General features: G+C 42.2%; 25 protein-coding genes. 20 read left to right on the plus strand and 5 right to left on the minus strand.

The features are described 5' to 3' along the window. Nucleotides 1-19: 19 nt before the first annotated feature. On the minus strand, nucleotides 20-490 hold the full coding sequence (locus O3640_RS09860) for a DUF3021 family protein (protein WP_008809981.1): 471 nt from the start codon (nucleotides 488-490) through the stop codon (nucleotides 20-22). Next, entirely contained in the window at nucleotides 487-927 is a 441-nt protein-coding gene (locus tag O3640_RS09865; protein WP_008809980.1) for a LytTR family DNA-binding domain-containing protein, read from the minus strand. The genes O3640_RS09860 and O3640_RS09865 overlap by 4 nt, the downstream gene beginning before the upstream one ends. A 184-nt stretch (nucleotides 928-1,111) precedes the next feature. Here O3640_RS09865 and mutL point away from each other — a divergent pair, with 184 nt between their 5' ends. Next, nucleotides 1,112-3,055 carry a DNA mismatch repair endonuclease MutL gene (gene mutL, locus O3640_RS09870; protein WP_371586853.1) on the plus strand — a complete coding sequence of 648 codons (1,944 nt, stop codon included), beginning with the start codon at nucleotides 1,112-1,114 and terminating at the stop codon, nucleotides 3,053-3,055. 35 nt (nucleotides 3,056-3,090) lie between these two features. Here mutL and O3640_RS09875 read toward each other — a convergent pair whose 3' ends face one another. Continuing rightward, the gene (locus tag O3640_RS09875) at nucleotides 3,091-3,612 is read right to left on the minus strand and encodes an RDD family protein (RefSeq protein WP_061596048.1); all 522 of its coding nucleotides are present in this window, start codon (nucleotides 3,610-3,612) and stop codon (nucleotides 3,091-3,093) included. Continuing rightward, the gene (locus O3640_RS09880; RefSeq protein WP_045634808.1) at nucleotides 3,596-4,102 is read right to left on the minus strand and encodes a helix-turn-helix domain-containing protein; all 507 of its coding nucleotides are present in this window, start codon (nucleotides 4,100-4,102) and stop codon (nucleotides 3,596-3,598) included. Before O3640_RS09880 ends, O3640_RS09875 begins: the two co-directional genes overlap by 17 nt. A gap of 168 nt (nucleotides 4,103-4,270) precedes the next feature. On the opposite strand from O3640_RS09880, the gene ruvA reads away from it, so the two are divergent. From ruvA to O3640_RS09895, 3 genes are read left to right on the plus strand one after another with little or no spacing between them, the layout of a single operon-like run. Continuing rightward, nucleotides 4,271-4,864, plus strand: a complete 594-nt coding sequence (ruvA, locus tag O3640_RS09885; protein ID WP_045634768.1) for a Holliday junction branch migration protein RuvA — start codon at nucleotides 4,271-4,273, stop codon at nucleotides 4,862-4,864. 9 nt (nucleotides 4,865-4,873) lie between these two features. Further along, the gene (locus tag O3640_RS09890) at nucleotides 4,874-5,428 is read left to right on the plus strand and encodes a DNA-3-methyladenine glycosylase I (RefSeq protein WP_045634769.1); all 555 of its coding nucleotides are present in this window, start codon (nucleotides 4,874-4,876) and stop codon (nucleotides 5,426-5,428) included. A gap of 4 nt (nucleotides 5,429-5,432) precedes the next feature. Further along, nucleotides 5,433-6,092, plus strand: a complete 660-nt coding sequence (locus tag O3640_RS09895; RefSeq protein WP_045634770.1) for a CPBP family intramembrane glutamic endopeptidase — start codon at nucleotides 5,433-5,435, stop codon at nucleotides 6,090-6,092. 50 nt (nucleotides 6,093-6,142) lie between these two features. Here the strand turns inward: O3640_RS09895 and O3640_RS09900 are convergent, their stop codons facing one another. After that, entirely contained in the window at nucleotides 6,143-6,553 is a 411-nt protein-coding gene (locus O3640_RS09900; protein WP_045634771.1) for a helix-turn-helix domain-containing protein, read from the minus strand. Between the two features lie 269 nt (nucleotides 6,554-6,822). Between O3640_RS09900 and O3640_RS09905 the strand changes: the two genes are divergently transcribed. The 16 genes from O3640_RS09905 (at nucleotide 6,823) to O3640_RS09980 (ending at nucleotide 20,829) form a co-directional block, all read left to right on the plus strand. Then, complete coding sequence (locus O3640_RS09905; protein ID WP_045634772.1) at nucleotides 6,823-8,079, plus strand: competence/damage-inducible protein A; 1,257 nt, start codon at nucleotides 6,823-6,825, stop codon at nucleotides 8,077-8,079. Between the two features lie 58 nt (nucleotides 8,080-8,137). Continuing rightward, a complete protein-coding gene (gene recA, locus O3640_RS09910) occupies nucleotides 8,138-9,289 on the plus strand; it encodes a recombinase RecA (protein WP_012131014.1) in 1,152 nt (383 codons plus the stop codon). Nucleotides 9,290-9,375: 86 nt separating this feature from the next. Continuing rightward, nucleotides 9,376-9,774 (plus strand): transcriptional regulator Spx, encoded by a 399-nt coding sequence (gene spx / locus O3640_RS09915; RefSeq protein WP_008809970.1) that lies wholly within the window; start codon nucleotides 9,376-9,378, stop codon nucleotides 9,772-9,774. Nucleotides 9,775-9,919: 145 nt separating this feature from the next. Continuing rightward, complete coding sequence (locus O3640_RS09920; protein WP_012131013.1) at nucleotides 9,920-10,492, plus strand: SP0191 family lipoprotein; 573 nt, start codon at nucleotides 9,920-9,922, stop codon at nucleotides 10,490-10,492. Between the two features lie 111 nt (nucleotides 10,493-10,603). Next, a complete protein-coding gene (locus O3640_RS09925; protein WP_008809968.1) occupies nucleotides 10,604-10,870 on the plus strand; it encodes an IreB family regulatory phosphoprotein in 267 nt (88 codons plus the stop codon). Beyond that, nucleotides 10,870-11,289, plus strand: coding sequence for a Holliday junction resolvase RuvX (ruvX, locus tag O3640_RS09930; RefSeq protein ID WP_012131012.1), 420 nt, complete (start codon nucleotides 10,870-10,872; stop codon nucleotides 11,287-11,289). Before O3640_RS09925 ends, ruvX begins: the two co-directional genes overlap by 1 nt. A 20-nt stretch (nucleotides 11,290-11,309) precedes the next feature. Beyond that, on the plus strand, nucleotides 11,310-11,621 hold the full coding sequence (locus tag O3640_RS09935) for a DUF1292 domain-containing protein (protein WP_008809966.1): 312 nt from the start codon (nucleotides 11,310-11,312) through the stop codon (nucleotides 11,619-11,621). A gap of 250 nt (nucleotides 11,622-11,871) precedes the next feature. Next, entirely contained in the window at nucleotides 11,872-13,110 is a 1,239-nt protein-coding gene (locus tag O3640_RS09940) for a folylpolyglutamate synthase/dihydrofolate synthase family protein (RefSeq protein WP_227955272.1), read from the plus strand. Nucleotides 13,111-13,217: 107 nt separating this feature from the next. Beyond that, a complete protein-coding gene (locus O3640_RS09945; protein WP_227955274.1) occupies nucleotides 13,218-13,700 on the plus strand; it encodes an SP_0198 family lipoprotein in 483 nt (160 codons plus the stop codon). 147 nt (nucleotides 13,701-13,847) lie between these two features. Next, nucleotides 13,848-15,353, plus strand: a complete 1,506-nt coding sequence (cls, locus tag O3640_RS09950; protein WP_227955291.1) for a cardiolipin synthase — start codon at nucleotides 13,848-13,850, stop codon at nucleotides 15,351-15,353. Between the two features lie 97 nt (nucleotides 15,354-15,450). After that, nucleotides 15,451-15,618: a hypothetical protein gene (locus O3640_RS09955; protein ID WP_182311017.1), complete on the plus strand. Its 168-nt coding sequence runs from the start codon at nucleotides 15,451-15,453 to the stop codon at nucleotides 15,616-15,618. Between the two features lie 66 nt (nucleotides 15,619-15,684). Beyond that, the gene (locus O3640_RS09960; RefSeq protein WP_227221658.1) at nucleotides 15,685-17,256 is read left to right on the plus strand and encodes a glycosyltransferase family 39 protein; all 1,572 of its coding nucleotides are present in this window, start codon (nucleotides 15,685-15,687) and stop codon (nucleotides 17,254-17,256) included. A gap of 109 nt (nucleotides 17,257-17,365) precedes the next feature. Then, nucleotides 17,366-19,570, plus strand: coding sequence for an anaerobic ribonucleoside-triphosphate reductase (gene nrdD / locus O3640_RS09965; protein ID WP_227221659.1), 2,205 nt, complete (start codon nucleotides 17,366-17,368; stop codon nucleotides 19,568-19,570). An 81-nt stretch (nucleotides 19,571-19,651) separates the two neighbouring features. Further along, nucleotides 19,652-19,795 (plus strand): hypothetical protein, encoded by a 144-nt coding sequence (locus O3640_RS09970; protein ID WP_227221660.1) that lies wholly within the window; start codon nucleotides 19,652-19,654, stop codon nucleotides 19,793-19,795. A gap of 14 nt (nucleotides 19,796-19,809) precedes the next feature. Next, the gene (locus tag O3640_RS09975; RefSeq protein ID WP_227221661.1) at nucleotides 19,810-20,313 is read left to right on the plus strand and encodes a GNAT family N-acetyltransferase; all 504 of its coding nucleotides are present in this window, start codon (nucleotides 19,810-19,812) and stop codon (nucleotides 20,311-20,313) included. Nucleotides 20,314-20,322: 9 nt separating this feature from the next. Continuing rightward, on the plus strand, nucleotides 20,323-20,829 hold the full coding sequence (locus O3640_RS09980; protein ID WP_227221662.1) for a GNAT family N-acetyltransferase: 507 nt from the start codon (nucleotides 20,323-20,325) through the stop codon (nucleotides 20,827-20,829).

Genomic DNA, 20,829 nt, shown 5'->3' on the forward strand with positions numbered 1-20,829 from the left:
AGTCTGCTCTTTTTATTTCTCACGATTTGCTAGACAAACCGCTATTGATTTTTTGAATGTTGCGGTAAGTGTGGTAGTAGATGGCGCCTGAAATGATTAGATAGATAAGGGTGAATTCCCCGACAGCAGTCAGTGTCAGGCTAATTATTTTTTCTCTTGGGAAAAATCCGGCTAGATTTGCCAAAAGTGCAAAGGTCAGAATCATCACGCCATAGTGGCTGACGACGGAGCGCAGGATGCTCCAGTCTCTTTGGAAGAAGCTTCCGCTCCATCTGAAAATAGCTCCCATGATAAACCAGATAAGCAGGCAGTAGAGCATAATGAGGGAAACATGGACATGCTGGCTCAAAAAGAAGTGGCCGATAGGAGAGCGAGGGTGCAGCGGTAGATAAGCTGGATTGTAAAAATAAGAAACAATCATGGAGAAGAAGAGACCGATGAAAATCCCTCCAATCCCTCCGAAAAAGAGTTCTTTAAGACGAGTTTTCATAATTGCAACCTTTCTTTGATAGATTTAAGATAGCGGCGGGACGAGTATGTCTGATCACCGTTTTTCAGAAATATTTGAATCAGACCATTTGGAGTCAGCTTGAGGTGGCTGATTTGTCGGCTGTTGATAATCTCCGACTGAGAAATCTGCAGGAAATAGTCCGGCAGGACCTGCAGCAACTGATAAAGAGCTTGTTGAACTCGATAGCCATCTTTTGCTGTTCGAACCTGAACCTGGCGATTTTCTGTATAGATTCGGTGGATTTCCTTAGCATCCAGCAGATAGATTTCATCTTCTTTTTTGACATGAATCTTGTCTTCTTTGCCTAGATGTTGAGCAAAGTGGACCAATTCCTGAATGCTTTCTGTCATGAGGCGAGCCTCAATGCTGACGGAGTCTTCGGTGACTTGAGAATCGATTCTTAGCTTAACTTTCATAACTTCCTCCTTTCACCTTTATTAAACCGCAACTTGGCAGCGAAAACAAGCCCCTTTGTCTATGTGGCAGCTATTTGTGTCTATCTGGTTTGTCTTGTGAGCAGAGTGGTTGAGAAAAGGCTGCCTTCTGATAGAAAGAGCCCAATGTGTTATAATAGATAGCAGAACAAATACGGAGAAAATGATGTCAAAAATTATCGAACTTCCAGAAATTCTAGCCAATCAGATTGCGGCCGGTGAGGTCATTGAGCGACCTAGCAGCGTGGTCAAGGAGCTGGTGGAAAATTCACTTGATGCGGGTGCTAGCCAAATTACCATCGAAATCGAGGCGGCCGGACTCAAGACTATCCAGGTGACGGATAATGGCGAGGGCATAGATCACGAAGATGTCCCTCTGGCCCTTCGCCGCCATGCTACCAGTAAAATCAAGAAACAGGCGGATCTCTTTCGGATTCGGACACTGGGTTTTCGCGGCGAGGCCATTCCTTCCATTGCTTCTGTCTCGCGTTTTACCATTGAGACTGCAACAGAAAATGGCCAGCACGGGACTTTGCTAGTTGCCCAAGGCGGTGAGATAGAAGAGCACGAGCCTACCAGCAGTCCAGTGGGAACGAAAATCAAGATAGAAGATCTTTTCTTCAATACTCCCGCCCGGCTCAAGTATATGAAGAGCCAGCAGGCTGAGCTATCCCATATCGTTGATGTGATTAATCGGCTTAGTCTGGCCCATCCAGAAGTGGCTTTCACCCTTATCAGCGACGGCCGAGAAATGACACGGACTGCCGGCAGTGGTAATCTGCGTCAGGCTATTGCAGGCATCTATGGTCTGGCAACAGCTAAGAAAATGGTGGAAATCTCTGCTTCAGACTTGGACTTTGAGGTGAGCGGCTATGTCAGTCTGCCTGAGCTGACTCGTGCAAATCGGAATTATATTACGATTCTCATCAACGGTCGCTATATTAAGAACTTTCTGCTCAATCGTGCTATTCTGGACGGCTACGGCAGCAAGCTTATGGTAGGTCGCTTTCCACTCGCGGTCATCAATATTCAGATTGACCCCTATCTGGCCGATGTCAATGTCCATCCGACCAAGCAAGAGGTGCGAATTTCTAAAGAGCGGGAACTCATGGCCTTGATTTCGCAAGCCATTGCGGCTAGTCTCAAGGAGCAGGATCTTATCCCGGATGCTTTGGAAAATCTAGCCAAATCAACTGTTAAGCGTGCGACTAAGCCCGAACAGACCAGTCTTCCGCTGAAAGAAAATCGCCTCTACTACGATAAGGAGCAGAATGACTTTTTCCTCAAGCCACAGGTGGCCGAGCAGCAGCTATCCTTTGAAGAATCAGCAGGGCCTGTTCATGAAGCGACAAATGAAAAAGCAGAGCCACAACCAACTTCAGTCAAATTTGCAGAGAGAAAGTCAGTTAGCTATGACCAACTAGACCATCCAGAGCTAGACCAGGCCAGTCTGGAGCGGGCTGTGGATAAGTTGGAACAGGAAGAGAAATCAAGCTTCCCAGAGTTAGAATATTTCGGTCAGATGCATGGTACCTATCTCTTTGCTCAGGGCAAGGGCGGTCTTTACATTATTGACCAGCATGCTGCCCAGGAGCGGGTCAAGTATGAGTATTATCGGGAGAAGATAGGGGATGTGGACAATAGCCAGCAGCAGCTCTTGGTGCCCTATATCTTTGAATTTCCAGCGGACGATATGTTGCGAATCAAGCAGCGGATGGAGCTGTTAGAAGATGCAGGCATCTTTTTAGAAGAGTACGGAGCCAACCAGTTTATCCTCCGCGAGCATCCCATTTGGTTCAAGGAAGAGGAGATTGAGGCCGGAATCTATGAAATGTGTGATATGCTTCTCCTGACCAAGGAAGTTTCCATCAAGAAATATCGAGCAGAGCTAGCCATTATGATGAGCTGCAAACGCTCCATCAAGGCCAATCACAGTCTGGATGACTACTCTGCGCGTGACTTGCTCTTTCAGCTGTCCCAGTGTGACAATCCTTATAACTGCCCACACGGCCGGCCGGTCTTGGTTAACTTTACCAAGTCGGATATGGAAAAAATGTTCCGCCGCATTCAGGAAAATCATACTAGCCTGCGGGAGTTAGGGAAATACTAAACTTTATAGAAAATCAAACAGCCCTAGTTATAGAACTAGAGCTGTTTTGAATTTTTAAGCTGAACTTGTGTTCCAGTAAGTAAATCAGCTGGATGGCGTTTGTCCTTGCGAAGTAGTCCCATTAGCAGAAAGGCCAAGAAGAGAATCCCTGCTGAAGTTGACAAGAAAATTGACAGGGCATCTGCTTGATAAGCACTACGGATAGCTCCCAGATGTCCCAGCTGCCAAGGGAAAAACTTGATAGCAGATCGCAAAAGGCTGTGGGAAAGGTTCCTGTGCTTGTAAACCAACTGTAAACCTGCCCAACGCTTGCCAAAACTTCCTTTTCGATAGTCTAGCCAAGCAAAGATGATAGTTAGAGGCAGGACGGAGCTAGAAAAAGCCAGAAGCTGGCTCTGGGCTTCAGTGAATGCAGGAATGCCTCCTAGAACTAGATTGTAAAAGCCCATAGCTAGTAAAAATAAAGAAATGAGGTAGCCTGAGATGAAGAGCCAGTCGCCAAAGAGTTCTTTCAGACGAGTTTTGACAGGTATGGGATTGTCAGTTTTTAGTTTCATCTTTAGCACCTTCTTTCTTAGAATCCTCATCAAGGCCTATAACCTTGTCCAGATACTTTTTCTTAATCTTTAGCGCCTTGTTAATAGCTATTGCGGATGCGATTAAGAGGAAAAAGCTCAACCAGACCAGGGCAGTGAATTTTGCTGGAAAACTAGAACCTGCAAAGAAGAGAAAGATAGCTAGGGCTGATACAAAAATATACAGAACCTGCCAGAAGCCATAAGATTTTACTTGCTTATAGTAGCGATCTTTTTCGTCTTCTGAGAGGACGGGTTTTATTTCCGGCTTGTCGCTGTCTTCTAAAAGCAGATAATCTGTCGTCACCTGGAAAATCTTGCTCAGCTCTACAATTTTTTCCAGCTCTGGCAGTGCTTGGCCAGACTCCCACTTGGAAATGCTTTGGCGAGAGACATTGATTTGTTCTGCCAGCTTTTCTTGTGACCAGCCTTTTTCTTTTCTTAGTTCAAATAATTTATCAGCGAGTTTCATCATCACAGCCTCCTTTTTTTTCTATCTCTATCCTAACAGCTTTTATTTATCTTGAGAATACAGCTTTCTGTACATTTTGTCAACCAATGGTTGCACTTCTGTTTGCAGTTTCCAGACAGAAAATATGGTATACTAGATAGGCAAAATGATACAAAAAGAAGGAAGATTATGTACGAATATTTTAAAGGAATCATCAGTAAAATTACAGCCAAGTACATCGTATTGGAAGTCAACTCTATTGGCTATATTCTTCATGTGGCCAACCCTTATGCATACTCAGGGCGTCTTCATCAGGAAGCTAAGGTCTATGTGCACCAGGTGGTGAGAGAAGATGCAGAGCTCCTGTACGGTTTTGCGACCGAGGAGGAGAAGCAACTCTTTCTCAGCTTGATTTCAGTCTCAGGTATTGGCCCAGTGTCTGCCCTGGCTATCATTGCTGCAGATGATAATGCTGGCTTGGTACAAGCTATTGAGCAAAAAAACATCACCTACCTAACCAAGTTTCCTAAGATTGGTAAGAAAACAGCCCAGCAGATGGTGCTAGACTTGGAAGGTAAGGTGGTAATAGCTGGTGACGATCTTTCTGCCAAGGCTGTAGTGCAAGCTAGCAATGAAAACCAAGAACTGGAAGAAGCCATGGAAGCCATGCTGGCTTTGGGCTATAAGGCTGCTGAGCTTAAGAAAATCAAGAAATTCTTTGAAGGAACGACGGATACAGCAGAAAACTATATCAAGTCTGCTCTTAAGATGTTGGTGAAATAGGAGGAAGATATGACCAAACGCTGCGGCTGGGTAAAAATGAACAACCCCTTATATGTGGCCTATCATGATGAGGAGTGGGGCAAACCTCTCCATAATGATCAGAAATTATTTGAATTGCTCTGCATGGAGACCTATCAGGCTGGACTTTCTTGGGAGACCATTCTGAATAAACGTCAGGCTTTTCGGGAAGCTTTTCATTTCTATGATGCCCAGAAAATTGCTCAGATGACGGATGCGGATCTGGATGGTTTGTTGGACAATGCCGATATCATCCGTAACAAGATGAAAATTTATGCAACTAGGGCTAATGCCCAAGCTTTTTTGGCTGTTCAAAAGCAGTTTGGCTCTTTTAATGACTATATCTGGTCCTTTGTAGATTTCAAAACGATTGACAATCAAATTACGAACTACGAGGAAGCCCCAACTAAGACCGAGCTTTCAGAAACTATGTCCAAGGCGCTGAAAAAGCAAGGCTTCAAATTTGTCGGTCCAGTTTGTGTCTATTCATTCTTAGAAGCAGCTGGCCTTATCAATGACCATGAAAATAATTGTGATTGGAAGTAGAACAATGAAAACAAGAAAATTCCTCCTTATTTTTATCACCCTCTATACAATCTTCTTTTTAGGTAGAGGCTTGGAACTGCTTGGGATAAATTGGTTGATTTACCCAGTTTATTTCCTTTTATTTATTTTGGGAATCTTAGCTTATCGGGAAGAATTAAAGGAGCAGCTAGCCTTGATTCTGACTAAGAAGAAGGAATTTCTAAAAACGATTTCCTTGTATATGGTCTTTGTTTTCCTCCTGTCCATTGCCTGCAACTTTCTTTCAGCCTTCATCAAGTATAGTCTGGGCCTGCCACTGCAGGGGCAGAATGATGCCAATATTCAAGGTGCCTTGTTGAAAAATCCCTTTCTAATCTTGGTTTTCGGTTCCTTTATCGGGCCGTTCGTTGAAGAGTTTTTCTTCCGCCGCTTTTTCCTAGGCACTTTCTTGGCAAAATTCTCTGACTGGCTAGGTATTGTGTTGACAACCATTCTATTTGCCACTCTTCATATGCACAGCTGGGCCTTATCAGAGTGGGTGACAGCTATTTCCTATATTGCCGCAGGTCTTCTTTTCTCGCTCTTGTATCTGAGAAAGGACAAAAATATCTGGTATCCAATTGCCCTTCATTGTTGCAACAATATCATTGCTTTCATCATTACCTTATTGTCTATAAATAAATGAAAACCTAGACGTCTGGAACTTCTAGGTTTTTTGTTGTTCTCTATATCTCCTCATTCTTCCTTCTGCATCCAAATCTTTTCCTTGATAAAGATGCGCAGTTCATAGAATAGCATAAAGAGGGTGGAGATGAGGAAGCCAGCCATAAAGATATGGTGGAAGTAGGCAAAGACACCAATATAAACCAAGATGGAAAAAAGGTAGAGGATAACTAAATAATGCCATTTCTTGGCCTTGCTGTCTTCGATGACCTTTTTCTCCAAACGCCCGTCCTCCTTGATGAGTGTGTCCAGGCTGATATCAAATTCCCGACTGATAGCGATGAGATTTCCAATTTCAGGGATACCTTTTTTGCTTTCCCAGCGAGCAATGGCAGAGCGGGAAACCTTGAGCCTTTCCGCCAAGGCCTCCTGAGTGAGTTGATTTTGTTGACGAATATCTTTGAGTACTTGTGAAATTTTCATGATGATCTCCTTTCTTCAAATAAAATTATTTAGCTGATTTCCTTTTTTCATCTTTATTATAAAAATAATGAAACCATTTGCCAATAGCATTTCCCTAACAATCCAGTTATTCTCCATAACAGATAACTTTCCAAAAGTTTTCCACAACATGTTGACAAGTCTGTCAAGCAAGTTGACAAACTATTTAACTTCTTAAAATGAAAATCAACTTTTTTGCTTGTTTTTGTGATAAAATAAAGCCAATTCCGAATAGTAAGGTAGGAGGTTCTATGAAAGCAGAAATTATTGCTGTGGGCACCGAGATTCTGACAGGTCAGATTGTCAATACCAATGCCCAATTTTTATCTGAGAAACTGGCTAGTCTGGGGATTGATGTCTATTTTCAGACAGCTGTAGGGGACAATGAAAATCGTCTCCTCTCTATCCTAGAGATTGCAAAAGGACGTAGTAATCTAATTATCTTGACAGGAGGCTTGGGGCCAACAGAGGATGATTTGACCAAGCAGACCTTGGCTAAGTTTTTAGGTCGAGAGTTGAGTTTCGACCCTGATGCTGTGGAAAAGTTGGATCGTTTTTTTGCCAGCCGACCAGATTATGCTCGAACGCCCAACAATGAGCGTCAGGCCCAGCTAGTCGAAGGATCAACTCCTTTACCAAATGCGACTGGTTTAGCTGTTGGCGGTTTAGTAGAAGATAATGGGGTGACTTATGTAGTTCTGCCTGGTCCGCCTAGCGAGCTCAAACCTATGGTCAATAACGAGTTGGTTCCCATCTTATCCACAGGTCAAAAGTTGTACTCACGAGTGTTGCGCTTCTTTGGTATCGGCGAGAGTCAGCTAGTGACTATTTTGTCAGAGATGATTGATCAGCAAAGTGACCCCACCATTGCTCCTTATGCAAAGACAGGGGAAGTTACCCTACGACTGTCCACCAAGGCCTTGAGTCAGGCAGAAGCCGACACCAAGTTTGATGCTGTGGAAAAGGAAATTTTGTCACATAAGACTTTTGAAGACCAGTCTCTGTCAGAGATTTTCTATGGTTATGGGGATGACAATTCCTTGGCTCAGGTGGCTTTTGACTTGCTCAAGAGTCAAGGAAAGACGATTTCAGCAGCAGAGAGTCTGACAGCAGGTCTCTTCCAAGCGACTTTGGCAGATTTTGCTGGAGCTTCAGCTATTTTTTCAGGTGGCTTCGTCACCTATAGCATGGAGGAAAAGAGCCGGATGCTGGACATTCCGCTGGGAGAGCTGGAGGAACATGGGGTTGTTTCAGCTTTTACGGCTGGGGAAATGGCAGAGCAGGCTAGAAAGCTGACCGAAAGCGACTTGGCTGTCAGTCTGACAGGCGTGGCTGGACCAGATTCACTGGAAGGCCATCCAGCAGGGACCGTTTTTATCGGTTTAGCTAGTGCTGCAGGAACGGAAACTATTAAGGTCAATATTGCTGGACGCAGTCGCCGAGATGTACGAAAAATCGCTGTTCTGCACGCCTTTAACCTAGTGCGAAAGACTTTATTAAATAGTTAATTTTTGATATAATTAAAAGATAGCCAAAAGATATTTTTAGAAAAAATAGGAGAAATTAATGGCAAAGAAACAAAAGAATCTAGATGATATTACAAAAAAATTTGGAGACGAACGCCAAAAGGCTTTGGACAACGCCCTGAAGAACATTGAAAAGGACTTCGGTAAGGGAGCGATTATGCGTCTGGGCGAGCGAGCAGAACAAAAGGTTCAAGTCATGAGCTCAGGATCTTTGGCCTTGGATATCGCCCTTGGTGCCGGTGGTTATCCTAAGGGACGTATCATTGAAATCTACGGTCCAGAGTCTTCTGGTAAGACGACTGTTGCCCTTCATGCTGTTGCTCAAGCGCAAAAAGAGGGTGGTATTGCAGCCTTTATTGATGCAGAGCACGCTTTGGATCCATCTTACGCGGCTGCTCTAGGTGTCAATATTGATGAGCTGTTGCTATCTCAACCAGATTCTGGTGAGCAAGGTTTAGAAATTGCAGGAAAATTGATTGACTCTGGTGCAGTTGATTTAGTTGTCATCGACTCCGTTGCAGCTCTTGTACCACGTGCGGAAATCGATGGCGATATTGGAGATAGCCACGTTGGTCTGCAGGCTCGGATGATGAGTCAGGCCATGCGTAAACTGTCTGCTTCTATCAATAAAACAAAAACAATTGCCATCTTTATCAACCAACTTCGCGAAAAGGTTGGGGTTATGTTTGGAAATCCTGAAACAACACCAGGTGGCCGTGCCTTGAAATTCTATGCTTCTGTACGTTTGGATGTTCGTGGAAATACTCAAATTAAAGGAACTGGTGACGCTAAGGATACAAACGTTGGTAAGGAAACCAAGATTAAGGTCGTGAAAAACAAGGTAGCTCCGCCATTTAAAGAAGCCTTTGTGGAAATCATGTACGGAGAAGGAATTTCTAAAACTGGTGAACTTATTAAGATTGCAACAGACTTAAATATCATCAAAAAAGCAGGTGCTTGGTATTCTTATAATGATGAGAAGATTGGTCAAGGTTCTGAAAATGCCAAGAAATATTTGGCAGATCACCCAGAAGTCTTTGACGAAATCGACCGTCAAGTCCGTGTCCGTTTTGGCTTAATTGAAGATGATCAAGAAGGGGAAGCAACTGCGGCTGAAACAACAGGGAAAATCACTGAAAACATTGAAGAAGTGACTCTTGAACTAGACGATGCTATAGAAATCGAGGAGTAATTTTTCCAAAATAGGTCGCAAGACCGATGGTTTTTGTGGTATAATAGACTACGATAGTAGTATCGGGTACTGAAAGGAGTCCTTACATGATTACAATTTACACAGTTTCAAGTTGTACAAGCTGTAAGAAAGCAAAGACCTGGCTTAATGCCCATCAATTAACCTACAAAGAACAGAACCTCGGCAAAGAGGGAATCACAAAAGAAGAAATTTTAGATATTTTGACCAAAACTGAAAATGGCGTTGCGAGCATTGTCTCTTCTAAAAATCGCTATGCAAAAGGTCTTGGTGTTGATATTGAGGATTTAAGTGTGAGTGAAGTGATTGATATTATCATGGAAACCCCACGTATCTTGAAAAGCCCTATCTTGGTTGACGATAAACGCCTCCAAGTTGGCTATAAAGAAGATGACATTCGTGCCTTTCTTCCACGTTCTGTCCGTAACGTTGAAAATGCAGAGGCTCGTTTGAGAGCAGCTCTATAAATAGCCCATTATAAAGAAAAAGGAGTCTGAACAAGCCGATTTGCTAGTGATAGTGAATGGGCGGGTTTTCAGACCTTTTTTACTTTACGAATTTAGCGTTGACAGGAGTTATGAGTGTGGTAAAATAGGCGTAGGAGGCTAAAAAATGAAAAAGATAGTGCTATTGTTAGGCCTTGTTTTACTTACACTGACGGCCTGCGGTCAGAAAAAATCACATACTGCTTCGTCCGCTTCAACTTCTGAGGATAAGTTGGATACAACCTTGCCGATTATTTCAAATGCGGAAAAGAACACAGTAGTAACAAAGACCTTGGTCTTTCCAAAAACTGAGAATGGCTCACAGCAAAAGCAGGTAGTGACTTATAAAGACGAGCAATTTTTAAGTTTAAGTATAGAGCAGGTTAGTCCAAATGCAGATGATTTAAAGCAAGCGATAAAGGAATATGGTGTAGAAGAAGCTCAAGCAGTACTCAATAGATCCTTGGAAGCAGATGAACATTATCAACAAGTAAAGGATTTGCCAGGTTTCTCTATGTCCTTACAGATTTTAAATGAGAATGAGCTCAAGCGTGTGACTAATCTGGATTTTCAAACCTTGGATGTAGATAAGGCTGCAGAAACAGAATATTTAAAAGCTTTAAAGCTAAAAGAACTGCTGAAGATGAATCCAGCTCAGTATGTTGAAAATCAACTTTTGAATGGCGCAAAAGAAGAATAGTAGAAGACCGTCATTTTTGCTTATTTTATGGGCTGATATTGATTTGTAACATTTGTGAAAAGATCTGAAATATGGTATAATGATAATATTCTAACGAAAGAGGGTGTAATTGTGGGATTTACAGATGAAACAGTACGTTTTAATCTCGACGATTCAAATAAAAAAGAGATTAGCGAAACGTTGACGGATGTTTATACATCGCTGAATGAAAAAGGCTACAATCCAATCAACCAAATCGTTGGGTATGTTCTCAGTGGGGATCCTGCGTACGTACCTCGTTATAACAATGCTCGCAATCAGATTCGCAAATATGAACGAGATGAAATTGTTGAAGAATTGGTTCGTTATTATTTGAAAGGGCAGGGCATCGATCTTTAATGAGAATTATGGGATTGGATGTGGGCTCTAAGACAGTGGGAGTGGCTATTAGCGACCCGCTTGGGTTTACAGCTCAGGGTTTGGAAATTATCCAGATCAATGAAGATCAGGAAGAGTTTGGTTTTGAGCGCCTTGGTGAGCTTGTTGCTGAATACAAGGTTGATAAGTTTGTCATCGGTCTTCCTAAAAATATGAATAATACTAGCGGTCCCCGTGTAGAAGCTAGTCAGGCCTACGGAGCTAAAGTAACAGAGTTGTTTGGCTTGCCGGTTGAGTATCAAGATGAGCGCTTAACAACAGTGGCAGCTGAGCGAATGCTAATTGAGCAAGCAGATGTTAGTCGGAACAAACGCAAGAAAGTGATTGATAAATTAGCGGCCCAGCTGATTTTGCAGAATTATTTAGATAGAAATTATTAGAAAGATTGAGGGAGATGAATATGGCACATGATCATAACCATGACCACGAACATGAAGAGCGCGAATTGATTACTTTGGTGGATGAGCAAGGCAATGAAACCTTGTTTGAAATTCTCTTGACCATTGACGGTATGGAAGAATTTGGAAAAAATTATGTCCTTCTTGTACCAGCTAATGCTGAAGAAGATGAAAATGGTGAAGTTGAAATTCAAGCATACTCATTCACAGAAAATGAAGATGGAACTGAAGGTGACCTTCAGCCTATTCCAGAAGATGCTGAAGAAGAATGGAATATGATTGAAGAAGTTTTCAACAGCTTCATGGAAGAGTAAGAGTATTTCAGCCTTTGTCAAATAAAAAAGCAAGGCAAATCTAGAGACTGCCTCAGTTCGCTCAATGAGCGAGGCTGGTTTAGATGTTCTGGATAGATTAATTTTGTTCTGGTTAAAAGGGACGAATACTTAAATTTGTTAAACAGATAGTTTATTGTTAACTCGGAGTCTCAAACGTAAGCTATATGATTAATTGAAAAAAGAGAGCTGGTTGATCATTCACTCGGCTCTCTTTTTACTAGGAGTAAAGATGGAGAAGATAGAAAACTGGCTGGATAGCCGAATTGGGCTAAATTTTCGGACTGGACTTGGGCGAATGGAGCAGGCAATCCGTTTGCTCGCTCATCCAGAAAAAGCCTACCCAACCATTCATGTAACTGGAACGAATGGTAAAGGATCGACAGTAGCCTTTTTGCAAAACTTATTTGACCAACATCAAAAGAAAGTTGGGACTTTTACTTCACCTCATATGGAGACTGTTCATGATCGGATTTGCTTAAATGGGCAGCCGATTTCGGAGAGTGATTTCTCTAGGTTGGGTGATCAAGTGCGCAAGATGGAGCAAAACGCACTGATGCCCCAGGATCAACTTTCTTATTTTGAAATCCTCAGTTTAATTGCCTTTTTGTATTTTGCAGAGCAAGAGGTGGATGTAGCCTTGATTGAGGTGGGAATAGGTGGTTTGTTAGATACAACGAATGTTATCACAGGAAGTGTCTCAGTCATTACATCGATTGGCCTTGATCATCAGGAGACCTTGGGAACGACACTTGAGGAGATTGCAGAACAAAAAGCGGGGATTTTTAAAGTAGGTAGTCCGGCTGTTATCGGACCTCTGCCAGAAGTTGCAAGACAAGTTTGTCGAGAGCGGGCAAAGGAGTTGAAGATCGACTTATATGAGTATGGCCAAGATTTTTCTCTCAAGAACAAGGAGCTTCGGGCTCGTGATTTCTCCTGGCTAGATGTAGAATTGGGCTTGTCAGGGACCTACCAGGAAGAAAATGCGGCTGTGGCTGTGGAAGCTTTTCTTTTATTTATGGAGCGTCAGTCATGGAATCTAGATCTGAGTTTAGTAAAAAAAGCTTTAGCTCAAACTAGCTGGGCAGGCCGTTTGGAAAAAGTCTGCGATGGCATTTATTTAGATGGAGCCCATAATCTACCTGCAGTTGAGCGCTTGGTCGAGTTTATTAAGCAAGAAAAGGACAAAGAGATTCTGATCTTGTTTGGGGCTTTAAAGCGAAAAGACTATTCGGAAATGCTTCATTATTTGCAAGAGGAACTACCCCAGGCAAGCTTGTTGCTGACTAGTTTTTCATATGGCGAAACGATAGGCGAGCAAGAAGCAGGGGAACTTCCCTTTATCAGGGATTATAGAGATTTTCTAAAAGACTATTTGCAGGATGATAATCCTCATCGTTTATTGTTTGTAACTGGGTCTCTCTATTTCATTGCGGAGGTCCGTCAGTTTTTAAAAGGAGAGATAGATTGACGGTTGGAAAAGGTCTTTGTTATAATGAGGATGGAACTAGCAAAAAGTAGGCAAAACATACTTCTGTGCCAGCTCTAAAACCCCCTATGATTAAAGGAGGAAGGATTATGACTTTTTCAAAAAAAGCGACGATTTTATCCCTAACAGCTATAGTAGCTCTTGCTTTGGCAGCTTGTAGCAATGGTAATAGTCAAACTCAGCCATCTCAAACCAGTCAAGCTTCAAACTCTTCGGCATCTTCAAGTTCGACGTCAACTTCAACTTCTGCTTCAAGTTCAAGTAGTGCAACGACTTCGACCTCTTCTTCGTCAGCAACAACCGCTGCAAGTACAGAATTGGACGGAACCTATACAGCTACGCATGAAGGCGATCAATTGACCTTGACGATTTCATCTGGTAAAGGAACCTTAACTACCTTGGAGCGAGATGGTGAGAAAGAAATTGAACAAGTCGAAATTGATAGCACAAATCAGCGAATGATTATTGGTGACGATGTTCATCGCTACTATGTCAATGGCAATCAACTGACTGTTGAAGATATTGATCAAGAGCAGGATCAAGATGACACAATTGTCTTCACTAAACAATAAGGCTTCACAAGACTGGGTACTCCAGTCTTGTTTTTTTAATATCTATCAGAAGACCAGTCTGTTTTTGCTTGATTTATTGAGAAGGCCCCGCTATACTTAAATATAAGAAAATTGAGGAGTGGGTGTGTGAGAAAGTTTCGCTTATTGATGTCAAAATATGGTTTTAGCATCATTGTCATGCTACTGGAACTCTTCTTTATATTTTGGCTTTTCTTTTATTTAGGTGAAATTAATAAGGATTTATGGATTCTTGTAGTCACCTTATTAACAGTTGGTACGATTTTTTCGATTGTCAATCGTTCTATGACACCTGAAAGCAAAGTAACCTGGCTTTTGGTTACTTTTATCCCAGTTGTAGGGCCTCTGATTTATCTTATGTTTGGAGAACGCAGGCTGTCTCGAAAAGAAATGAAGCAGTTGCGCAGCATGGACTCCATGAAGTTTCGTGAGGACAATAGTTATGAGCTGAGATTGGACCTGAAAAAGAAAAATAAATCAGCTTTTGGGATAGTTAAGTCCTTGCTTAGTATGGACCATAATGCGGATGTTTACGACGGGACTGCGTCTCAGTATTTTGCCTTGGGAGAAGATATGTATGCTGCTATTTTAGAAGACCTGAAATCAGCAGAAAAATTCATCTTTCTGGAATACTATATTATCGAAGAAGGCAAGATGTGGAATAGTATTCTGGAGATTCTGAAGGAAAAGGCTGCTCAAGGAGTAGAAATCAAGCTCCTCTATGATGACATCGGCTGTATGGCGACTTTACCAGGAGATTATACGGAAACTTTGCGTTCCTTGGGGATTAATGCACATAAGTTCAATAAGGTGATTCCGCGTATGACGGTGGCCTACAACAACCGAGATCATCGTAAAATTCTTGTGATTGATGGTCAGATTGGCTACACAGGTGGTATCAATATGGCTGACGAATACATTAATCATATTGTCCGCTTCGGCCATTGGAAAGATGGTGGGATTCGCTTAGATGGTCGGGCCGTTAAGGCGCTGACCAGGCTGTTTCTAATGAATTGGTACATCAACCGAGGTGAAATTACGGATTTTGATAAGTATCATTTAGAAAACAAAGCAGTAGAAGGCAAGGGGCTCTATATTCCATATGGGAGCGGACCTAAGCCCATGTATCGAACACAGGTCGGGAAAAATGTTTACCAGAATATTATCAGTCAGGCAACGGACTATGTCTATATCACCAGTCCTTATTTGATTATCGACTATGACTTAACCGAAAATATAAAAAACGCTGCCATGCGGGGAGTGGATGTTCGGATTGTCACGCCTTATATTACAGATAAGAAGCTTATTCAACCGATTACCCGAGGATCTTATCGTGAGCTTTTAGAGGCCGGTGTGCGTATTTACGAATACACACCGGGATTTGTTCATAGTAAGAATGTGATTGCGGACGATGAACTAGCAGTAGTAGGCACCATAAACTTTGACTACCGTAGCTTGGTCCATCACTATGAGAATGCTGTGCTTTTATATAAAGTACCTGCTTTAGCAGACATAAAAGCCGATTTTGAAAGTATCTTTGAGGTGTCAACAGAGGTTCATGACGGTGTCTTTAAATCTACTTGGTACCAAAATCTTCTGAAAGAGATCGTTCAGCTTTTTGCGCCAATGCTTTGATCATGATAAACCTAATGAGAAGGATTTGTTTTACCCTATTGAGGGTACAAATTTCCTTCTCATTTTTTTACGAATAAAAAAGTAAAAGGAATTTTTCATGAAATTAGAGTTTGTTCAAAGAAAAGCAGAAAGGCCGTTTTCAAAAATCTACCTAAGATTTCGGGAATTAGAAACCTTGGCAAAGTCTAAAGCGACCAAAGACAAGCAGGTCTTAAAGCTAGAAGTAGATTCTGCCAAGTGGTCCAGTCTTTCGAGAGGAGTGTAAATGGAAAACTGACAGACAGAAGACTTTTTGATATACTAAGTAAAGACTATATCGAGGAGAGTTATTATGTTTGATGAATTCAACAATCAAGAGGCAGAAGTGCAACTTGAAGCGAAAATAGAAGAAAAAAAAGAACAAGAAATCCAGCCAGAAGAAGCGAAAGCAGGAGTACAACTTCAGGAAGAAAGCTTGAAGCCTGCGAGTGTTCCTTTTGGGAAATTGCTACTCTGGAGTTTCATAGCTAGCTTCTTCAGCGTGGCCAATCCCTTATTTGCCTCGTTGGCGACAAATCTACAGACGCAAAATCTATATGCCGGCTGGGCAATGACCCAGGGCCAAGTAGCTTACGGTCAATTTTATGGCACGAGTGGCATGTTGTATTATGTGATAGCATGGTTAGGGAATCTTTTTATGGGAAGTCTTCTTTTTGCTGTCCTGCAATTTTTAGCACTCTTTATAGCTGGAATTTTCCTTTTTCAGTTTATCTATCAAATGACTGGAAAAAAGGTTCTGGCGCAGCAACTGCTTCCGCTTTTTTATCTCTTGGTCATCACTCTTGGTTTTGGTGGCCTCTATGCAAGTATTTTTGTCCTTCCTTTTATTATGTGGAGCCTAAATTTCTTAACTCGCTATGTCAATGATCGAGTGGGGGATAATGGTTTCATCTTGCTGGGAGCTATTGGAGCCTTGGCTTTCATGGTGGATCCATTCACTAGTATTGTCTTCTATGGTTTGGTGTTTCTTGTTTGGACCATTTTTCATATTGCTCGTAAACGCTTGGCCCGAGGATTTTATCAATTTTTAGCTAGTTTACTTGGTTTTTCACTGGTCTTTTATCCGCTGGGATATTACACTGTTTGGAAGGGAACTTTTGGTGTAGCAATTAGCCAAGTGACGTACAGCTTTGAAAGTTTAGGATTACAAGTATCCGATCTTCCTACTTTACTCATAATGGGCGGCCTGTTTGTTGGTCTTGGTTTTCTAACAGCCTTGGTTATGGGAATGGTATCTTTGGTAGATAAAAATGCAAAACCTTTCCGATATTTGGGGGTTTTAGGAATTTTAACTCTGTTCTTAGTAAATATCTTTCTGCCAAGTCAGGGAAATTTCCAGTTATTGCCTATGATTCCTTTTGTGATGATTCTCTTGGCGATTTGGTTTAACAAGAATTTTTCAGAGGGACGTCATACGAGAAAAAGGCGGACTCCTTCTATTTGGAAAAATTATTTTGCTGGAAATTTATTTTTACCTGTGTTAGCGATGGCCTTTTTAGTCGCATCACCAGTTGTTCAACGCTATCTATTAGCTGGTGAGGAAGAAGCAGAACGGGCTGTGGTTAGCAAGTATATCCGTGAGGAGTCAGCTAAGGACGATAAAATCTATGCTTGGGACAGCACAGCTAGCCTCTACCAATCAACCGGCCGTTTGTCTGCGGCAACCATCCTAAGTCCTAAATTATACTTAGATACCGAAGAGAATAAGATTTTATTAGGAAATCAGCTAGATGCGAATCTACCACGCTATATTGTGGTCAACAAAAAAGTCCCTCTACTAGGGAAAGTCAAAAAAATAATATCTTCAAATTATAAGAAAATTGGCCTAGATACTAGCCAGTTCAAGCTTTACGAGCTCAAATAACATTATCAATATCTTGTGTTTTAATTAAAAAAATTAAAAATATTACACAAGATATTGATTTTTTATTTTATAGTGTTATAATGAGTCATGTACGAACGGAGGATAGGAAATGATTACTTTAAGAGAAGAAACAGTGACCTGTATTCCTAATATTTATGTAGTTAAACGCGATGGACGGCGCGTGAATTTTGACGTTGACAAGATTTATAAAGCCTTGGTCAAAGCGGCCTGTGAAGTGACGCCCATGTCTCCTTTGCTTGAAGCCAAGCTTGAAGGAATTACGGAGAAGATTGTTGCTGAAATCACTCATCGTTTTTCTCGGGATGTGAAGATTTATGAAATCCAAAACATCGTTGAGCATGAGCTTTTGAATGCCAATGAATATGCTATTGCCAAGGCCTATATCTCGTATCGAACCCAGCGTGACTTTGACCGTTCTCAGGCAACCGATATTAATTTTACTATTGACAAATTGCTCAATAAAGATCAAACAGTGGTCAACGAAAATGCCAACAAAGACAGCGATGTTTTTAACACCCAACGGGATTTAACAGCGGGTATTGTTGGTAAGTCTATCGGTCTTAAGATGCTACCTCCTCACGTAGCCAATGCCCATCAAAAGGGCGATATCCACTACCATGATTTGGATTATAGCCCATATACACCAATGACCAACTGCTGCTTGATTGATTTTAAGGGCATGCTAAAAAATGGTTTCAAGATTGGAAATGCCGAAGTAGAGAGTCCTAAGTCTATTCAGACTGCGACAGCTCAAATCTCGCAGATTATTGCCAATGTAGCTTCTAGTCAGTATGGAGGCTGTTCAGCTGACCGAATCGATGAAGTCTTGGCTCCTTACGCAGAGCTCAATTACGAGAAGCATTTAAGAGATGCCAAAGATTGGGTGCTAGCTGATAAAAGAGCTGATTACGCTTGGGAAAAAACTAAAAAAGATATCTATGATGCTATGCAGTCCTTAGAGTATGAGATTAACACGCTCTTTACCTCTAATGGACAAACCCCCTTCACTTCTTTAGGTTTTGGTCTGGGGACCAATCGCTTTGAACGCGAGATTCAAAAATCAATTCTCAACATCCGTATCATGGGCTTGGGAAGTGAACATCGGACGGCTATCTTTCCTAAGTTGATTTTCACTCTTAAGCGTGGCCTTAATTTAGAGCCTGGAAGTCCCAACTACGATATCAAACAGCTGGCGCTAGAATGTGCGACGAAACGGATGTATCCAGATGTCCTTTCTTATGATAAAATCATTGATTTGACGGGCTCTTTCAAGGTTCCGATGGGTTGCCGTTCTTTCCTTCAAGGTTGGAAGGATGAGAATGGCGAAGAAGTCAATTCCGGCCGTATGAATCTGGGAGTTGTGACTGTCAACCTACCTCGGATTGCACTGGAAGCTGAAGGAGATAAGGATAAATTCTGGTCCTTATTTGCTGAGCGAATGGCAATTGCTAAGGATGCTTTGGTCTATCGGGTAGAGCGAACCAAGGAAGCAACACCTGCTAATGCTCCAATCTTGTATCAATACGGTGCTTTTGGTAAACGCTTGGGCAAATATGATCAAGTCGACCAGCTCTTTACTCACCGCAGAGCAACAGTTTCACTTGGTTATATCGGTCTTTACGAAGTTGCAACTGCCTTTTATGGAGGAGAGTGGGAAGACAACCCAGAAGCTAAAGAATTTACGGTGGATATTGTCAAAGAAATGAAGCGTTTGGTTGGTGAATGGTCAGACGAATATGACTATCATTTCTCTGTTTATTCGACGCCATCTGAAAGTCTGACCGACCGATTCTGCCGGTTGGATACTGAGAAGTTTGGGCTTGTTCCAGATATTACAGACAAGGAATACTATACCAACTCTTTCCACTACGATGTGCGTAAAAATCCAACACCTTTTGAAAAATTGGACTTTGAGAAAATTTATCCAGAAGTGGGGGCCTCAGGTGGCTTTATCCATTACTGTGAATACCCTGTTCTGCAACAAAATCCCAAGGCTCTGGAAGCTGTCTGGGACTATGCTTATGACCGAGTTGGTTACTTAGGTACAAATACGCCAATTGATCACTGTTACAAGTGTGACTTTGAGGGAGATTTCACGCCGACGGAGCGTGGCTTCACCTGTCCAAACTGTGGCAACAGCGATCCTAAGACAGTTGACGTAGTCAAGCGGACTTGTGGTTATCTAGGAAATCCGCAAGCTCGTCCGATGGTTAATGGCCGTCACAAAGAGATTTCTGCTCGGGTCAAGCATATGAACGGCTCGACTATTAAATTTTCAGGAAATGAAAACTGATTGAAACTAAATAAGAAGCGGGAGTGATACAGAACATCCGTGTGATGTATCGCTCTTTTTCATTAATCATTAGGAGAAAAAATGGGAAAATATCAACTAGACGATAAAGGTAAGGCTCAAGTAAGACGTTTTCATGAAAAACATTCTACAGGAGCTAGAAATAAAAAGGCGCGAGTGACTAGCCTGCGGGAGCAATTTCTGGCAAAGGCTGGCAAGAAGAAGTAAAGTATGGTAGAGAAATGGATGTAGAATTAAGGAAACCAAGACTAGAGGATAAGGCCACTATTTTGGAAATGTTAGCAGATTTTGAAGCGACTGGTGGCCGGCATGACGGCTTCTTTGGCGGAGCTGATTTTGTCTACGAGGATTGGCTGGAAACCATTCAGCTGGCAGAAGCCGGGCTGGGTTTGCCAGAAGGTTTTGTGCCTTACATTCAGCTTGTGGCTTTTGCTGCGGATGGTCAGGCTGTGGGCTTTCTTAATTTGCGTTTGCTACTCAATGACCATCTGCTCCAAGAAGGTGGGCACATTGGTTACAGTATTCGTCCGTCTGCGCGTGGCAAAGGACTGGCAAAAGAGCAACTGAGACAAGGCTTGCAAGTAGCTAAAAGTAAAAATATAAAACGGGCTCTAGTGACCTGTGATAGGGATAATGCTGCCAGCCGAGGTGTGATTCTTGCTAACGGTGGAGCTTTAGAGGATATTCGAGGTGGGAAAGAGCGTTATTGGATTGATATAGATTGAGGAAAGCCTATGAAGTTACGACGACCAACTTTGGAAGATAAAGACGCTATTTTGGAGATGATTGCGGAGTTCGATGCAGCAAAATCCTATATGCACGGTGGCATGGGCTCCACTTGGAAACGAGCAAAGGATTATGAGGATTGGTTAAAGATTGTAGAGCAGCAGGAGGATGCTGCTAATTTGCCAGCAGGCTGGGTTCCTGCCATCCAATTTTTATCCTTTGATGAGACCGGCTTGCCTCTGGGCTTTTTAGCTCTGCGCTTGTCCTTAAATGACAAATTATTTGTGGAGGGTGGACATATTGGCTATTCTATCCGCCCCAGTCAACGCAGAAAGGGCTTGGCCAAGCTGCAACTAGAGTTAGGGCTGGCAGAGGCTCGAAAGCAAGGATTAGAACGAGTGCTGATTACCTGCGATGAAGACAACGAAGCCAGCCGACGCACGATTCTCTCCGCTGGCGGTATTTACGAAAATACAATCGACAGAAGTCAGCGTTATTGGATTGATATAGATTGA

The sequence above is a fragment of the Streptococcus sp. 27098_8_75 genome (assembly GCF_041432475.1).
GTDB classification, from domain to species: domain Bacteria; phylum Bacillota; class Bacilli; order Lactobacillales; family Streptococcaceae; genus Streptococcus; species Streptococcus gordonii.

Excerpts from the sequence above, each read along its gene's own strand:
- O3640_RS09980 (WP_227221662.1), top strand. The coding sequence starts at position 20,323 with ATGAAGTTACGACGACCAACTTTGGAAGATAAAGACGCTATTTTGGAG.
- nrdD (WP_227221659.1), top strand. The coding sequence starts at position 17,366 with ATGATTACTTTAAGAGAAGAAACAGTGACCTGTATTCCTAATATTTAT.
- spx (WP_008809970.1), top strand. The coding sequence starts at position 9,376 with ATGATTACAATTTACACAGTTTCAAGTTGTACAAGCTGTAAGAAAGCA.
- O3640_RS09895 (WP_045634770.1), top strand. The coding sequence starts at position 5,433 with ATGAAAACAAGAAAATTCCTCCTTATTTTTATCACCCTCTATACAATC.
- O3640_RS09935 (WP_008809966.1), top strand. The coding sequence starts at position 11,310 with ATGGCACATGATCATAACCATGACCACGAACATGAAGAGCGCGAATTG.
- O3640_RS09900 (WP_045634771.1), bottom strand. The coding sequence starts at position 6,553 with ATGAAAATTTCACAAGTACTCAAAGATATTCGTCAACAAAATCAACTC.
- cls (WP_227955291.1), top strand. The coding sequence starts at position 13,848 with ATGTCAAAATATGGTTTTAGCATCATTGTCATGCTACTGGAACTCTTC.
- O3640_RS09970 (WP_227221660.1), top strand. The coding sequence starts at position 19,652 with ATGGGAAAATATCAACTAGACGATAAAGGTAAGGCTCAAGTAAGACGT.
- O3640_RS09905 (WP_045634772.1), top strand. The coding sequence starts at position 6,823 with ATGAAAGCAGAAATTATTGCTGTGGGCACCGAGATTCTGACAGGTCAG.
- O3640_RS09880 (WP_045634808.1), bottom strand. The coding sequence starts at position 4,102 with ATGAAACTCGCTGATAAATTATTTGAACTAAGAAAAGAAAAAGGCTGG.
- O3640_RS09960 (WP_227221658.1), top strand. The coding sequence starts at position 15,685 with ATGTTTGATGAATTCAACAATCAAGAGGCAGAAGTGCAACTTGAAGCG.
- O3640_RS09860 (WP_008809981.1), bottom strand. The coding sequence starts at position 490 with ATGAAAACTCGTCTTAAAGAACTCTTTTTCGGAGGGATTGGAGGGATT.
- O3640_RS09890 (WP_045634769.1), top strand. The coding sequence starts at position 4,874 with ATGACCAAACGCTGCGGCTGGGTAAAAATGAACAACCCCTTATATGTG.
- ruvX (WP_012131012.1), top strand. The coding sequence starts at position 10,870 with ATGAGAATTATGGGATTGGATGTGGGCTCTAAGACAGTGGGAGTGGCT.
- recA (WP_012131014.1), top strand. The coding sequence starts at position 8,138 with ATGGCAAAGAAACAAAAGAATCTAGATGATATTACAAAAAAATTTGGA.
- O3640_RS09945 (WP_227955274.1), top strand. The coding sequence starts at position 13,218 with ATGACTTTTTCAAAAAAAGCGACGATTTTATCCCTAACAGCTATAGTA.
- O3640_RS09865 (WP_008809980.1), bottom strand. The coding sequence starts at position 927 with ATGAAAGTTAAGCTAAGAATCGATTCTCAAGTCACCGAAGACTCCGTC.
- mutL (WP_371586853.1), top strand. The coding sequence starts at position 1,112 with ATGTCAAAAATTATCGAACTTCCAGAAATTCTAGCCAATCAGATTGCG.
- ruvA (WP_045634768.1), top strand. The coding sequence starts at position 4,271 with ATGTACGAATATTTTAAAGGAATCATCAGTAAAATTACAGCCAAGTAC.
- O3640_RS09955 (WP_182311017.1), top strand. The coding sequence starts at position 15,451 with ATGAAATTAGAGTTTGTTCAAAGAAAAGCAGAAAGGCCGTTTTCAAAA.
- O3640_RS09975 (WP_227221661.1), top strand. The coding sequence starts at position 19,810 with ATGGATGTAGAATTAAGGAAACCAAGACTAGAGGATAAGGCCACTATT.
- O3640_RS09920 (WP_012131013.1), top strand. The coding sequence starts at position 9,920 with ATGAAAAAGATAGTGCTATTGTTAGGCCTTGTTTTACTTACACTGACG.
- O3640_RS09940 (WP_227955272.1), top strand. The coding sequence starts at position 11,872 with ATGGAGAAGATAGAAAACTGGCTGGATAGCCGAATTGGGCTAAATTTT.
- O3640_RS09875 (WP_061596048.1), bottom strand. The coding sequence starts at position 3,612 with ATGAAACTAAAAACTGACAATCCCATACCTGTCAAAACTCGTCTGAAA.